The sequence below is a fragment of the Bacillus sp. FF-1 genome, from assembly GCF_028548245.1.
GTDB lineage: Bacteria > Bacillota > Bacilli > Bacillales > Bacillaceae_G > Bacillus_A > Bacillus_A paranthracis.
The window spans coordinates 206,491-221,484 of the sequence record NZ_JAQQGG010000002.1; the positions used below are offsets into that span (position 1 = coordinate 206,491).

13 protein-coding genes and 1 pseudogene are annotated in these 14,994 nt (G+C 34.0%); 8 read left to right on the top strand and 6 right to left on the bottom strand.

Features of this window, described 5'->3' with window-relative positions; translation table 11 throughout:
- The first annotated feature begins 197 nt into the window (after positions 1-197).
- A complete protein-coding gene (locus tag PQF83_RS06450; protein ID WP_000834810.1) occupies positions 198-1,952 on the top strand; it encodes an ABC transporter ATP-binding protein in 1,755 nt (584 codons plus the stop codon).
- Positions 1,945-3,741, top strand: a complete 1,797-nt coding sequence (locus PQF83_RS06455) for an ABC transporter ATP-binding protein (protein WP_272792289.1) — start codon at positions 1,945-1,947, stop codon at positions 3,739-3,741. Before PQF83_RS06450 ends, PQF83_RS06455 begins: the two co-directional genes overlap by 8 nt.
- Before the next feature lie 108 nt (positions 3,742-3,849).
- Here PQF83_RS06455 and PQF83_RS06460 read toward each other — a convergent pair whose 3' ends face one another.
- Positions 3,850-4,110: a hypothetical protein gene (locus PQF83_RS06460; RefSeq protein WP_000130520.1), complete on the bottom strand. Its 261-nt coding sequence runs from the start codon at positions 4,108-4,110 to the stop codon at positions 3,850-3,852.
- 247 nt (positions 4,111-4,357) lie between these two features.
- Positions 4,358-4,942 carry a LysE family transporter gene (locus PQF83_RS06465; RefSeq protein WP_001121306.1) on the bottom strand — a complete coding sequence of 195 codons (585 nt, stop codon included), beginning with the start codon at positions 4,940-4,942 and terminating at the stop codon, positions 4,358-4,360.
- A gap of 59 nt (positions 4,943-5,001) precedes the next feature.
- On the opposite strand from PQF83_RS06465, the gene PQF83_RS06470 reads away from it, so the two are divergent.
- Positions 5,002-5,616 (top strand): helix-turn-helix domain-containing protein, encoded by a 615-nt coding sequence (locus tag PQF83_RS06470; protein ID WP_117611404.1) that lies wholly within the window; start codon positions 5,002-5,004, stop codon positions 5,614-5,616.
- A 403-nt stretch (positions 5,617-6,019) separates the two neighbouring features.
- Here the strand turns inward: PQF83_RS06470 and PQF83_RS06475 are convergent.
- Positions 6,020-6,220, bottom strand: a pseudogene (locus PQF83_RS06475) (BclA C-terminal domain-containing protein); the annotation flags it as partial.
- Positions 6,221-6,403: 183 nt separating this feature from the next.
- Here PQF83_RS06475 and PQF83_RS06480 point away from each other — a divergent pair.
- Positions 6,404-7,297, top strand: a complete 894-nt coding sequence (locus PQF83_RS06480) for a DUF4183 domain-containing protein (protein WP_196240857.1) — start codon at positions 6,404-6,406, stop codon at positions 7,295-7,297.
- A gap of 61 nt (positions 7,298-7,358) precedes the next feature.
- Here the strand turns inward: PQF83_RS06480 and PQF83_RS06485 are convergent, their stop codons facing one another.
- The gene (locus PQF83_RS06485; protein ID WP_001121647.1) at positions 7,359-7,649 is read right to left on the bottom strand and encodes a DUF4183 domain-containing protein; all 291 of its coding nucleotides are present in this window, start codon (positions 7,647-7,649) and stop codon (positions 7,359-7,361) included.
- Between the two features lie 469 nt (positions 7,650-8,118).
- Here PQF83_RS06485 and PQF83_RS06490 point away from each other — a divergent pair, with 469 nt between their 5' ends.
- Positions 8,119-9,405, top strand: coding sequence for an exosporium glycoprotein BclB-related protein (locus PQF83_RS06490; RefSeq protein ID WP_061184308.1), 1,287 nt, complete (start codon positions 8,119-8,121; stop codon positions 9,403-9,405).
- Positions 9,406-10,022: 617 nt separating this feature from the next.
- Here PQF83_RS06490 and PQF83_RS06495 read toward each other — a convergent pair.
- Together PQF83_RS06495 and PQF83_RS06500 are read right to left on the bottom strand one after the other, a co-directional pair.
- The gene (locus PQF83_RS06495) at positions 10,023-10,655 is read right to left on the bottom strand and encodes a cupin domain-containing protein (protein WP_000097590.1); all 633 of its coding nucleotides are present in this window, start codon (positions 10,653-10,655) and stop codon (positions 10,023-10,025) included.
- A gap of 179 nt (positions 10,656-10,834) precedes the next feature.
- Entirely contained in the window at positions 10,835-12,223 is a 1,389-nt protein-coding gene (locus PQF83_RS06500) for an HD domain-containing protein (protein ID WP_000005699.1), read from the bottom strand.
- 204 nt (positions 12,224-12,427) lie between these two features.
- Between PQF83_RS06500 and PQF83_RS06505 the strand changes: the two genes are divergently transcribed.
- The 3 genes from PQF83_RS06505 to PQF83_RS06515 all read left to right on the top strand — a co-directional run bounded on the left by PQF83_RS06505 (position 12,428) and on the right by PQF83_RS06515 (position 14,984).
- Positions 12,428-12,733, top strand: a complete 306-nt coding sequence (locus PQF83_RS06505) for a luciferase domain-containing protein (protein ID WP_000010324.1) — start codon at positions 12,428-12,430, stop codon at positions 12,731-12,733.
- 93 nt (positions 12,734-12,826) lie between these two features.
- Positions 12,827-14,137, top strand: a complete 1,311-nt coding sequence (locus PQF83_RS06510; RefSeq protein WP_000712991.1) for a phytoene desaturase family protein — start codon at positions 12,827-12,829, stop codon at positions 14,135-14,137.
- Positions 14,115-14,984 (top strand): RNA polymerase sigma-70 factor, encoded by an 870-nt coding sequence (locus PQF83_RS06515; protein ID WP_000447135.1) that lies wholly within the window; start codon positions 14,115-14,117, stop codon positions 14,982-14,984. Before PQF83_RS06510 ends, PQF83_RS06515 begins: the two co-directional genes overlap by 23 nt.
- The last annotated feature ends 10 nt before the right edge of the window (positions 14,985-14,994 follow it).

Genomic DNA, 14,994 nt, shown 5'->3' on the forward strand with positions numbered 1-14,994 from the left:
AGGAATGCGGTTTTTATATGTATATAATAAAAAGCACATTTATTGACCGTAAAGTCATTAATGCTTATCATTTAATAATGTTAAATATTAATTTACATAATATAATAGGAATAAGAAAGAAATTACAAACTACAGCGCTTAAATAAGGAGGGATATGAGTTATTCGGGGGTAATTTCATGGGAAAAGGAGATTATGTATGAAATCATTTCGTAAATTATTACAGTATTTAAAACCATACATGTTCTTCGCTATTATTGGACCACTATTTATGGTACTTGAGGTTGCGATGGACTTAATTCAACCGACTATTATGCAACATATTATTGATGTTGGGATAGCAAATCGGGATATGAATTATGTAATAAAAATGGGACTTCTTATGATAGGAGCTGCAGCACTCGGTTTAGTTGGAGGGCTTGGGTGTATGATGTATTCTACAAAAGCAGCTGTTAATTTCGCTACTGACATACGAAAAAATGTGTTTACGAAAATAGAAACATTTTCTAGTGAAAATCGTGATTCGTTTGGAACTGGAAAGTTATTAACGATAGTGACAAATGATATTACATCTATTCAATCGGCGATGACGATGACATTACGTGTTCTCGTTCGTGGTCCTTTGTTATTTATCGGAAGTATCATAATTGTTTTTGTGACAGCACGCGAGTTATTTCCTATATTACTCGTAGTCGTTCCAATTTTATTACTTGCCATTATATTCATTGCGAGTAAAGCGAGCGGGACGTTCAAAAAGGTGCAAGAAGCATTAGATAAAGTGAATACAAAGTTACAAGAAAATTTATCTGGAGTACGTGTTATTAAAGCGTATGTAAGACAAAAATATGAAATTAATCAGTTTGGAAATGTTAATACAAATTTAACGAAGATAAATATTCGAGCGGTGCAGCTTATTTCCTTAATGATGCCAATCATAATGTTAGTTGTAAGCGGAGGGATTGTCGCAACATTATGGATTGGTGGAGAAAAAGTATTTAACGGGACTCTTCAAGTAGGAGCTATATTAGCGTTTATAAATTATTTGAATATCATTTTAATGTCACTTATGTCTATCAGTATGGTATTTATGCAAATCGCGCGAGCATTTCCGTCTGCGGATCGAGTACAGCAAGTTTTAAATACTGAGGTTGATATTACGAGCGAAACAAATGCGCTTGTACCTAAGGAAATTGAGGGGAATATTGATTTTAAAAATGTTAGTTATAGTTATACGAAAAATAATGAATATGTTTTAAAAGATATTTCATTTCGCATATGTAAAGGTGAAAAAGTAGGGGTTATCGGTTCTACAGGAAGTGGTAAATCTACTTTAGCAAAATTGTTACCACGCTTATACGATGTTGATCAAGGTGAAATATGTATTGATGGAATAAATGTTAAGGCATACGATTTACAAAAACTTCGTGGTTCAATCGGGTTTGTACCTCAAAAGGCATTGTTGTTTTCAGGTAGTATAGAAGAGAACTTACGTTATGGAAAAGAAGATGCAACGAAGGAAGAGCTGGAAGTGGCGGCTTCATCAGCTTGTGCGACTGAGTTTATTAACAAACTGGAAGATTCTTATCAATATCATGTAACACAAGGTGCGACGAATTTATCAGGTGGACAAAAACAACGTGTATCCATTGCAAGGGCGCTTGTGAGAAAGCCATCTATTCTTGTATTAGATGATTCTACATCAGCAGTTGATGCTAAATCAGAATCTAACATTCAATCAGCATTAAGGAGAGAATATAAAGGAACAACAACATTATTAATTGCTTCTAAAATCTCATCAATAATAGATGCTGATAAAATTCTCGTGTTAGATAATGGTGAATTAGTTGGTGATGGTACACATAAAGAACTGCTAGAACAATGCGAGGTTTATCAAGAAATCTATCTTTCCCAAGGTGGCAATTTGTATAAGGAAGGTGGGAAAGAACATGCGTAATTTTCAAGGGCAATTTGCTAATAAAGGTGGGCGTAACGCAACAAAGATGGGGAAGGCTAAAAATACGAAAGGAACTGTGATGAGAGTATGGAACTATATGGGCTATCAAAAGGCTGCTCTTACGTTCGTTATATTTTTAGTATTTGCTACAACGTTACTTGGATTATTAGGTCCTTATTTAATGGGAGTAATTATAGATCAATATATTGTACCGAAAGATTTAAATGGCACAGCAAGAATGTGCATGTTACTTATCGCAATTTATGGTATTACAGTGTTTTTAACTTGGTTACAAACATTTGTCATGGTTAACGTTGCATTAAAAACGATACAAAAAATAAGACAAGATATTTTTGAGAAAATCCAAACGCTTTCTTTACGGTTCTTTGATGTACGTTCTCAAGGGGATTTAATGAGTCGTGTAACAAATGATATAGATAATTTGAATCAAGCGTTGACACAAAGTGTTGTACAAATTATTTCATCAGCGCTAACTTTTATAGGTGTGACGATTGCGATGTTCGCATTAGATTGGATTTTAGCGATTGTTACTTTAATTACAGTACCTATTATGTTTTTCGTTACAAAAAAACTAGTTGCTTATAGTGGTAAAAACTTTGCAAAGCGTCAAAAAGATTTAGGAGAATTAAATGGATTTATTGAGGAAGCTATAACAGGTGCGGATGTTACAACGTTATATGGGAAAGAAAAAGAAACCGTACAAAATTTCAATAAAATTAATGAACAGCTAAGAGTTTCTGCAACGAAGGCGGATACATTTTCAGCTTTTATTTTTCCGAGTATGAACTTTATTAACAACTTAGGTATGGGACTTGTAATTGGGACTGGGTCAGTAATGGCTTTAAATGGAATGACAACAGTAGGTGTCATTGCAGCTTTTATTAATTATTCTCGTCAATTCTCAAGACCACTCAGTCAATTCGCAACTTTAATGAATACGATTCAAGCGGCAGTGGCTGGTGGGGAACGTGTCTTTGAAATTATGGATGAAGTACCGGAAATCAAAAATAAAAAAGATGCATTCGTTGTACAAAATTTACAAGGACATGTTGCACTCGAGAATGTTTCATTTGGGTATGAGGAAAATAAAACGATTTTAAAAGAAGTGAGTCTTAAAGCGCGGCCAGGGGAGACAATTGCTTTAGTAGGTCCAACTGGATCGGGCAAAACAACAATCATTAATTTGCTAACGCGCTTTTACGATATACAGCAAGGACAAATTCATATTGATGGAAAAAACATAAAAGAATATGATATGAATTCGTTGCGAAGTAAAATAGGAGTAGTTTTACAAGATACGTATTTATTTGCTGGGACGATTATGGATAATATACGTTATGGTCGATTAGATGCTAGTGATGAAGAGGTAATCAATGCAGCTAAGGCAGCATCTGCACATTCTTTTATAAAACATTTACCGAATCAATATGAAACGAAAATTGCTTCAGAAGGATCGAATTTAAGTCAAGGACAGAAACAACTTCTTGCGATTGCACGGGCAATTTTAGCAGATGCAGATATATTAATTCTCGACGAAGCAACATCTAATATTGATACGAGAACAGAATTACAAATACAAGAAGGACTAAACAATTTAATGAGAGGTCGAACAAGTTTCGTAATCGCTCATCGACTGAAAACGATTGAAAAAGCAGATCAAATCCTTGTTATAAAAGATGGAAGTATTTTGGGAAAAGGGAACCATGAATCTCTCATGGAAGATAGAGGATTTTACTTTGATCTGTATACGAGTCAGTTTAAAATTTAAGAAGAATTTTTGATAGGGTGCGGTTTCTCTAGAAAGGAGAAACCGCATTTTTATATTTATAAAGATAATTAGAAATATAGACTTGAATTTTTTTAGATACACGAATTGTTAGCAATTACTAGCAATTTCAGTGCCAGACGGGAACAATAATTTACGAGGTATTGTAATAATCTCAAGAGCCATCTGGGCTGAATGGAGAAGTATTGGAGTTAACTCTAAAGCGTGTGTTAATAATAATATAAAGCTTGTTAGGATTGCAAAGCTTCCCCAAAAGAAACTTTTTGAAGTGTTACGGAAATCTTTTATTAAGGAAAAGAAAGAAAAAAATGCTGTAACAACAAGAATTAAAAATTTATACTTATCAGTCATTAAACCCCTCCTAAAGAACAATAACTTATATTATAGCGTATTTTTCTGTATTATTATAAAGAGATTTTAAAATGAATAATAAAAAGTAGAGGCCGCAACTTAAAGGAATGACGGATTACCTTGAGCGTAGAGGCTGGTGGTATGGAAAGTTAAGTAAAGATTTTATTTTAGTGAAACAGAAAAATCACTCGGCCTCAAAAAGAGGATACTTTTATTGAGTAATCCTCTTTTTTTTAATAAAGGAAATTTAATTGATTATAATGGAAAGCGCACTGAAAACTAATAAAACGGCCATAAGGATGTTAAATGATTTAGTATGCTTCAACAAAAGTTTTTGAAACATGAAACCGAATAATGTCCAACTAAATGTGCTCATTAATCCAACTACACCTAGAAATAATGAAAAAAGTAGATAACTTGAATATGAATTGTAGTAAGGAAGAATAAAAGTTGATACTACAGTTAGTCCGAATAGTATTCCTTTAGGGTTAATAAACTGAAGGAAAATCCCAACTGTAAATAAATTTTTATTATATTTTTCATCGGGATTTATGCTAGTTTTACTTGTGAGTATTTTAAGGGCTAAATATAGCATGTATGCTACACCTAAAATTTTTAAAGGGAATTCAATTATAGGTAGGATATTAATTAGTACAATATTAAAGAAGCTACATAAGGAAGTGAGGATGAAAAAACCGAAAGCTACTCCAAAGCAAAATTGCATACTCTTTTTTAAACCATGTTGATTGGCGTATGTCATAGCTAAGAAATTGTTAGGACCGGGTGTGAAGCTACTTATAATAACAAATAACAAAAAAGAGAATATAGGCATTTCAAAACCCCCTAATTATTTGGTGTATGTTATAATGACCGAAAATAACAATATAAAGTGTGCTTTTTATTATACATAACGGTCGTTATATTGTATATAGTTTAGGAGTGTTTCTTATGGAAGAAATTCAACTTATTCTGGCAAAAAATTTAAAAACAATACGAGAGAAAGAAAAATTAAGTTTAGAAAAAGTTGCCCAATTAACAGGTGTGAGTAAAACAATGATTGGACAAATTGAACGTGGAGAGTCAAGTCCAACATTAACAACGATATGGAAAATAGCTAATGGGTTGAAAGTGTCTTTTACTTCTTTAATTAATAATCCGCAACCGGATACGAAAGTCGTTTTACGAAGTGATGTTCAAGCATTATTAGAAGACAATGGGAGATATAAAGTGTATCCATCTTTTCCTTTTCAAGATAATAGGAACTTTGAAATCTATACAGTTGAAATTGAAACTGAAGGAAAATTAAGTTCGGAAGGTCATAAAGAAGGGACCGAAGAATTTATAACGGTATTTGAAGGGGAATTGACAATTGAAATAAATGATTGTCAATATAAATTAAATAGTGGGGATTCAATTCGCTTTAAGGCGGATAGACCACACTCTTATCATAATTTCGGAAGAACGCTAACTAGGTTAAGTATGACCATACATTATCCGGTTATATAAATTTACTATTATACGAAGAATATAAAGAAAAGTGCGTTGATAAACCATCTATAAAAGATGGTTTTATTTTTGAAATTCATAAAAAAGGACACTCGTTTGAGTGTCAACATAGTATTGCTCTCGCGTATAGGATTGGAGTTTGTTTCTCATATACGTATTGAGATGGTTCGCATTTGAGAAACTACCTTCACCTTTAATGTAACATTGGCAGAGAGCAGTGTAAATTGATAATGTATATACGGAAAATTTAGTATAGATACTTTGTACTATGAATATAGTACAAAGTGTTTCTTATTGCAAAATCACTGTCGTGAAGTTATTAATATATAAGCTTAAGGAATGATGTAATAGTTACTATTTTAGCATTTAAGAATGGTTATTATAAAAAAGAACGAATCATTTTTTAATCGATTCGTATAATTGTTAAAGAGGCACCTGTTGAACCACCCCCAACTAAATTAACTATGGATAATACGCCGAATAGTTGAAGTGAAATTGTATTACCAGCAATTAAATTAATTATTAAATTATTATTATAATTTGAAGTTGATAATGCGGGTGAAAAGATAGATCCGGAAAGTGGAGTCGAAGAGTTTAATAGTAGCGATTTAGTATTTTGGAATGGAACTATCATTTTATTATATTAATACTACTAGTTATAGTAACGGTAAAAAGTTTACTTTATGTAAAATCATTTGAGTATGAAAAAGTAGTTATGGAATTTTTCTAAAATGATAGAGGTTTTATTTTGTTAATTAGTAAACAAAATGTGAAATGAGGTAGAAAATTGAACAGCGATGAAAAATTATCTTTGAATAAAGGTATGGTAAGACCAGAAAATATTGGACCTACTTTTCCGGTTCTTCCGCCAATTTATATTCCAACGGGAGCAACGGGAGCAACGGGAGCAACAGGAGCAACAGGGTCAACGGGAGCAACAGGAGCAACAGGGTCAACGGGAGCGACAGGAGCAACAGGGTCAACGGGAGCAACAGGAGTAACGGGAGCAACAGGGTCAACGGGAGCAACGGGAGCAACAGGAGCAACAGGGTCAACAGGAGCAACAGGGTCAACGGGAGCAACAGGGGCAACGGGAGCAACAGGAGTAACGGGAGCAACAGGGTCAACGGGAGCAACGGGAGCAACAGGAGCAACAGGGTCAACGGGAGCAACAGGATCAGCGGGAACAACGGGAGCAACAGGAGCAACAGGAGTAACGGGAGCAACAGGAGTAACGGGAGCAACAGGGACAACAGGAGCAACGGGAGCAACAGGGGCAACAGGAGTAACAGGGACAACAGGAGCAACGGGAGCAACAGGGGCAACAGGAGTAACAGGGACAACAGGAGCAACGGGAGCAACAGGAGCAACGGGAGTAACAGGAACAACAGGAACAACAGGTCCAACTGGAGTTATTGGCCCCATAACAACAACTAATTTATTATTTTACACTTTTTCAGATGGAGAAAAACTTACATATATAGATTCAGATGGGCTAGCTCAATATGGTACAACTCACATATTATCTCCTGATGAGGTTTCTTACATTAATTTGTTTATTAATGGAATACTTCAACCACAGCCATTATATCAGGTTAGTACTGGCCAGCTAACTTTATTAGATAATCAACCACCATCACAAGGTTCTTCAATTATTTTACAATTTATCATTATTAATTAAAAAAGACAGATTCTTAAATAAGAAGGATCTGTCTTTTTGCTCTACATTAAAATAGTTAAAACTAAGTGACGATAAATTCGATTGTAATTGGAATTCCACCGTCTAATGCATCTCCGCCAGGAATTGTAATAGCACCAGTAGGTCCAGTAGTAACACTGGAGTTCACACTAGGTTGAAGAATGCCGTTTACATATAAGTTGTAATACGTAAAAGTCGGAAAAGCAGTTGCAGTAGTGCCAGCATCGTTTAAACAAGCTGTAGCAGCAATTGCAAAAGCTGCACCTGTTCCTGTACCAGCTCCTAATGTAGATGTAAATCTTCTAGATGCCATAAATGGTTGAATAATTGGCAATTAATTCTCACTCCCTATATTGTTTTTTGGAACGAAGTATACAATAACTTGTCCACTATATTGTATGAGAGTTTTTGATAATAGAAACGGCTTTATGATAATAGAAGGAACATAATTTAAGTAAAGATATTATTGTTATTTATTTGAAAAGGTGGTGTTATTACTTATTATTTGTAAGTTATTGGTTATATGCTAATGCTTAGTTTTAATATTTAAATTAAAATGTGCTTTTAAACCTAAGAGATAAACGTGGAAAAATAAAATAAACTTCTAAGTTTAGGTGTTTAATCTAAGCAGTCAATTATTAAAAACATATAATTAATATGTGAGTCATGAACATAATTAAATAACGTTTTAAAGTTTAATTATTATTCATGTTTCCTATTTTAAGTGAATTAAATCTATGCACAATTTTATAGTTCTTATAATAGGAAAATACTCAAATAAAAGAAAGGTAAGGAGGAAATAAATGAAACATAATGATTGTTTTGGTCATAACAACTGCAATAATCCGATTGTTTTCACACCAGATTGTTGTAACAATCCACAAACAGTTCCAATTACTAGCGAACAATTAGGAAGATTAATAACTTTACTAAACTCTTTAATTGCGGCTATTGCAGCGTTTTTTGCAAATCCAAGTGATGCAAACAGATTAGCTTTACTCAATTTGTTTACTCAGCTATTGAACTTGCTAAATGAATTAGCACCTTCTCCAGAAGGAAATTTCTTAAAACAATTAATTCAAAGTATTATTAACTTACTTCAATCCCCTAATCCAAATCTAAGTCAATTACTTTCTTTATTACAACAATTCTTCAGTGCTCTTGCACCATTCTTCTTCTCTTTAATTCTTGATCCTGCAAGCTTACAACTTCTATTAAACTTATTAGTTCAACTAATTGGTGCTACTCCAGGAGGAGGAGCAACAGGTCCAACAGGTCCAACAGGTCCAGGAGGAGGAGCAACAGGTCCAACAGGTCCAACAGGTCCAGGAGGAGGAGCAACAGGTCCAACAGGAGCGACAGGTCCAACAGGTCCAACAGGAGCGACGGGTCCAGTAGGTACTGGTGGTGCAACAGGTTTAACAGGAGCAACAGGCCCAACGGGAGCAACAGGTCTAGCAGGAGCAACAGGCCCGACAGGAGCAACAGGTCTAACAGGAGCAACAGGCCCGACAGGAGCAACAGGTCTAGCAGGAGCAACAGGCCCGACAGGAGCAACAGGCCTAACGGGAGCAACGGGAGCAACTGGAGCAACTGGTGGCGGAGCTATTATTCCATTCGCTTCGGGTACAACACCAGCTGCGTTAGTTAACGCGTTAATAGCTAATACAGGAACTCTCCTTGGGTTTGGTTTTAGTCAGCCTGGTATAGCTTTAACGGGTGGAACAAGTATCACGTTAGCGTTAGGTGTAGGTGATTATGCATTTGTAGCACCACGCGCAGGTGTTATTACGTCATTAGCAGGTTTCTTTAGTGCAACAGCTGCATTATCTCCATTATCACCTGTTCAAGTGCAGATACAAATATTAACTGCACCAGCTGCAAGTAATACGTTTACAGTACAAGGCGCACCTCTATTATTAACACCAGCATTTGCTGCAATCGCAATTGGTTCTACAGCATCAGGGATCATACCTGAAGCTATTCCAGTAGCAGCTGGGGATAAAGTATTATTATATGTTTCCTTAACAGCAGCAAGTCCAATAGCTGCAGTAGCTGGATTTGTAAGTGCAGGTATTAATATCGTCTAGTTTGCTGTAATGTCTGTTAGAAATTTGAACTGGCATTTGTATATAGCCCTTCCTAATTGTATTAGGAAGGGCTATATTTTATGGAAAGATAGGCGATAAATCAATTGAGAAAGTACTCTTTGTTAAAAAATCAAAATTTATGATTTATAATCTATTGTTTATGGAATAAGTTATAGGATATGAAAAATTATCTATAAATAAAAAAGATGAATTCTATTAGAAATAGAATTCATCTTTTAAATAAAAGGGAAGTAATTTATTTATCGTGAGTGTTAAAATGTTATTGTACAAATTAGTAATCAACTATTTGTTTTTATTACAGTTACATCCTTTTTTCTTTACATAGCCTTGATTGGCTAAGTCTCGTTGTGATTGGGAATTGGAAGATTGAGAATTCGAAGACTGAGAGGATGTTGATGAACTACTATTTTTATTATGAGAGTAGTTTTTTCGATAGTTATAATTACTCATAGTACTATCACCTCCAATTAAATATATAACTATTATATGTAGCTATTCTATTAATTGTTACGATAATAAATAGGAATGGGTATATAATAAAAAAATCTCCTACGTATTTTCCGAGGAGATAAATAATTGTCCTTTCATAATATAAATTAATATCCCCAGTAAAGAGGAAAATAATATGAATCTTGGTAATATAAATTTTGTTGTGGATTAGGAGGATGAGTTGCAGGGGGTATCGTTCCGCGGTTCTGATTACAATTTGCTGGAGGACCAATTACTGTAGTGGATTGAATAGGGGATACCGCTTGTTTCCATTGTTGCTCATCGAGACAGTAAGTATGGGCCATTATATTAGTGGGAGTTAATCTTAACATGTCAGAACCAAAAATAACTTCTGGTGTTGGTGCGTCGAAGATTGCTAATAAATGAGTGTTATCTGCTGTAGCAATTTCATAATGCCACCAAGCTTGTGGAATGTTGGCAACTTGCCCCGGTTTTATTGGTAAGTTTAATATTTGATTTGTAAAAGGATTAAGTAAAGAAACAACTGCAGAGCCTGAAATGCAGTAAACAAGTTCAGCTGCATTTTGATGTATGTGCGGCTCTACAACATTTCCTGTACTTAAATAGATATCTAATAAAGAAGTGTTTTCTAACGTATTTAATTGTTTCTCGCCAAGTACGTTTATATAGTTTTGAGCATCTTTTTGAAAAAAATTACTTTTATTTAAATCATAAGTGAAATTAATTGAGGGGGAAGTGTAGTCGATATTGGAACTCAATTGTATTACCTGCCTTTCTATTAGTAAGTAAGGTTACAAAATTAGGATATGTGTCTATTGTTGGTTGTGTGCAGTTGTTGGTATCTTATTAAATTTGCTTATTTCATAAAGAATATGGGGTGTATTTCGTATCATAAAAAACAGACCAATACTTTTTATAAGAAGCATTGGTCTATTTTTTATGATAGTTTTTGCTGAATAATTAATTGTGCTTTAGCGGTATTGGCATAATTGAGCCAATCTAATACCAAGTTTTGTTTTAAATCAAAGTAGATTTCTATGACGTCAAAATGGGATACCTTTGTTTTAAGTGGAACAGGTATACCGTTTACTTTTGCATTTTTCATGTTATGTGCAATTTTTGGAAATGCAGAGAAAGTAAAATCAATAATTGTAGCACCATCTGGTAAATAAATAGGTTGTAAATCTGAAGTATAAGCCGTTATGGTATTTTCAAATAGTTCGTACGATACTAGATTGTGGAACGCAATTGGATCTGTAGTTAATAAATTGTTATGCACAATTGTATCATTCATTATTTTATAAGATATGGATTGAATATCCATAGTTTCATTATTCAATAAAGAAAAAATACCATTATTTTTTAATCTTTTTGCAAGTTTTGTTTGAATGATAATTGTTTGTTCAGTATCATTCATATTGATTTTAGTTTTTAAATTGCTATTAAAATGGCTGTTTTCAAGTGCCATATTGTCTTCGAAATAGTTTATAGTTGGATTGTATAATTGATGTATCATTCCAAGAATTTTATAGCAATCTAGTACACTTGTAGTTGTAATACAAATTTGTGAAACCTCTGATACGTTTTGTATTTCTTGTAATTGTGAGTAAGTAGTATAAATCGGAGGGAACTCATAGTTTATTTCAAATGAAAGGTTAGTATCATAAAAAGAATGAATTGCTCTTCTTAAATCAGTTATATTTTTTTGAAGATGTGGAACATATCCCGTTAAGAATTTAAGTACCTTGCTATATCTTTCTTTATGTAAATATTGAAAAGCAAGATTTTCTAATTCATACTGGATTGTATATAATCCAAGTCGCTTTGCAAGTGGCGCAAAAAGTGTTAATGTTTCATTCGCATATGCTACTTGTTTCGCGGGTTTTTTAACATTCAAAGTTTTTATATTATGAAGGCGATCTATAACTTTAATAATGCCAACACGTATATCATGTTGAGAGGATAATAGTAATTTTTTAAAATTAATTGCTTCGTATAATACTTTGTTTTGATCTTGTTGTTTTTTCCCTTTTGTTAATCCATTTACAATATATCGAATAGTCGCACCGAAATGTGATTCGATTTCTTCTAGAGAATATTCGGTATCTTCTACAACATCGTGTAATAAAGCAGCAATCAATGTTGTAATGTCAGCTTTATAATTTAGCAGTATTTCTGTAATTGCGAAAGGATGAATAATATATGGTTCCCCAGTTTGACGGTATTGTCCATCATGTGCTTGCTCTGCAAAATATATAGCTTTTTTCAAGAGTTTTAATTCATTAAATTGTAGATAATTTGCCTTTTGTAATAATACCTCGCTCATATAAATCCGTCCCTTAAAATTATTTTTAATAGTAATTCTATATAATAGAATAAATCCCCTTTGAAATTATTTTAATTATGTAAAAAATAAAGGTGTTGAGATGAAACTATATTCGTATATCCATTCATACTTTGGATTGATGGAAAAAAGTAAAGAACGTGTTAATTTAATATTACATCAATCATTAATAAGGGGTGAAGGTTCATGTCATTTAGTGAAATGATTAGAAATGAAGTGCTCAGCTGGGCGGGTGTTTCTGAAAAACCGCATCGATTTGGCGGCATTGAAATAAATTACGGTAAGAAAGAACTTGGTCATCTGCATGGAGATAAGTTAGTCGATTTACCATTTCCAAAGTTAAAGCGGGATGAATTAGTAAACCAAGGATTGGTCAAACCACATCACGTATTACCTGAATCAGGATGGATCAGTTATTATATAAAGAGTGAAGAGGATATACCATTTGCAATTGAGTTATTTCGTATGCAATATGACCGAATAAAAAAATAATGTAATAAAATAGATGAGTAAAAATATATTTTCATGTCACATCCCTCCTTAATCGTTCGTCTTGTATGTAGAACGATAAGGAGGGATTTTATTATGAAGAAATTTGATGTAGCAATTGTTGGTGGTGGCCTTGCTGGATTAACAGCGTCTATATATTTAGCGAAAGCTGGAAGAAAAGTGATTGTTTTAGAAAAGTCCAATCGCTTTGGTGGTCGAGGGATGACTATTAATAAAAATGGGATCTGTATGAATCTTGGTGCACACGCCTTATATAGAGGAGGAGCCGCATTTTTAACTTTTAATGAGCTCGGTATGAATCTACCGGGTGGAATTCCATCTACAAAAGCACATGGAATATGGAAAGGGGATATTTTCACCATACCAACAGATTTCCGTTCAATTTTATCAACACCACTACTTTCGTGGTCTGCAAAAGTACAATTCTCACGTCTTATGATTCGTTTAGGGAATTTAGATGTAAGAAAAGTTCAAAAAGTGAGCCTAACTACATGGGCAGAAAATGAAATAAAAGATCCAATGGTTCGCAATATATTTTATGCGCTATGCCGAACAACAACATATACGTTTGCTCCTACAATACAATTAGCATCATCTGTACTAAAGCAAATACAGCTTTCGATAAAAGATGGGGTATTTTATGTAGATGGTGGCTGGGAGACGATAATAACAAAATTAAGAGACATTGCGAATCATGCCGGGGTGCAATTTTTGGATAAAAAGCATGTTTTGGAAATAGAGCATTACGAAGATAAACAAAGAATATATTGTTTTGATGATGAGGTATTTGAAGTAGGTACAGTCATTGTGACGACTCCACCGAAAGAAGCTTGTAACATAATTAAAGGTGTGGAAGGAACAAGTTTGTATAGATGGAGTGAACAATCGGTACCGGTTACTGTTGCTGCATTAGATATTGGTTTGAGACGATTACCTAATCCGACACATCAATTTGCGTTAGGGTTAGATCAGCCTATATTTTTCACGAATCAATCAAGAGCAGCTAAATTAAGTGATGATGGATCAATTGCAGTGAGTTTAATTAAGTACCATAATCCTGTACTAGAGATGAAACATACTCATGAAGATAAAGAACAGTTAGAAAGTACAATGGATTTGCTACATCCAAATTGGAAAAGAGAAGTTGTTGCGCAACAATATTTACCGAAAATAACAGTAGTATATGATTTTCCTCATATAAACCGAGTTGAAAAATCAGGTCCTAATATCCCTGAAATGCCAGGTGTTTACGTTGCAGGTGATTGGACTGGGCATGATGAAATATTAGCTGATGCTGCAGTAGCAAGTGGAAAACGTGCAGCGTTACACATTTTAAAGCAATTAGAAAGTGGGGGAGTTCATCATGGAAACGGAGCAATTATATGAAGCGTATCAACCATTATTATTTTCGTTAGCATATAGAATCCTTGGGAGTGTTATGGATGCTGAGGATATCGTTCAGGATGTATTTATCTCGTTAAATAATATAGAGGATCTTCAGTCTATAGAAAATATGAAAGCATATTTGTGTAAGATGGCGACAAATCGTTCAATTGATAAATTACGTTCGGCAGCGCATAAACGTAACGTGTACGTAGGGATGTGGTTACCAGAGCCACTTGTAGAAGAAAGTAATGAGCCATCAGAGTCATTTGTTATGAAAGAATCCCTTTCCACAGCATATTTATTACTTTTACAACAACTGTCTGAGGTAGAAAGGATTGTTTTCATATTAAGAGAGGTTTTCAGTTATGAATACGAAGAAATAGCTTCAATTGTTGATAAGAGTAGTGTGAACTGTAGAAAGATCTTTCAACGGGCACGAAATAGTATATTGGATAAGCCGAAGCAATCAACATTAAGTACGAAGAAAATGGCTGATTATGTTGAAAAGTTTGTATCATCACTACAATGTGGTGATGCGCAAGGTATGTTAGAAGTATTAAAAACAGATGCGATATTGAAAGCAGATGGTGGTGGTAAAGTTACAACTGCGATTCATCCAATCTATTCTGCAGATAGAATTATTCGTTTATTCTCTGGAATTAGAAGTAAGTTCCCATCAGCGTACAATGTTGATTATAAGATAGTAAATGGTGCCCCAGGTGTTATTGTTAAAGTGAAAAACAAAGTGACTTATGTACTTTCATTCACATTTGAGAATGAGAAAATCTCAAATATTTATATGATGGTTAATCCTGAAAAACTTATGCACTTAAATAGAATAGTATAAAAAAGACGCA

What these genes read in the sequence shown, in the direction of transcription:
- PQF83_RS06450 (WP_000834810.1), top strand. Translation starts at nt 198, where the DNA reads ATGAAATCATTTCGTAAATTATTACAGTATTTAAAACCATACATGTTC.
- PQF83_RS06455 (WP_272792289.1), top strand. Translation starts at nt 1,945, where the DNA reads ATGCGTAATTTTCAAGGGCAATTTGCTAATAAAGGTGGGCGTAACGCA.
- PQF83_RS06460 (WP_000130520.1), bottom strand. Translation starts at nt 4,110, where the DNA reads ATGACTGATAAGTATAAATTTTTAATTCTTGTTGTTACAGCATTTTTT.
- PQF83_RS06465 (WP_001121306.1), bottom strand. Translation starts at nt 4,942, where the DNA reads ATGCCTATATTCTCTTTTTTGTTATTTGTTATTATAAGTAGCTTCACA.
- PQF83_RS06490 (WP_061184308.1), top strand. Translation starts at nt 8,119, where the DNA reads ATGAAACATAATGATTGTTTTGGTCATAACAACTGCAATAATCCGATT.
- PQF83_RS06500 (WP_000005699.1), bottom strand. Translation starts at nt 12,223, where the DNA reads ATGAGCGAGGTATTATTACAAAAGGCAAATTATCTACAATTTAATGAA.
- PQF83_RS06505 (WP_000010324.1), top strand. Translation starts at nt 12,428, where the DNA reads ATGTCATTTAGTGAAATGATTAGAAATGAAGTGCTCAGCTGGGCGGGT.
- PQF83_RS06510 (WP_000712991.1), top strand. Translation starts at nt 12,827, where the DNA reads ATGAAGAAATTTGATGTAGCAATTGTTGGTGGTGGCCTTGCTGGATTA.
- PQF83_RS06515 (WP_000447135.1), top strand. Translation starts at nt 14,115, where the DNA reads ATGGAAACGGAGCAATTATATGAAGCGTATCAACCATTATTATTTTCG.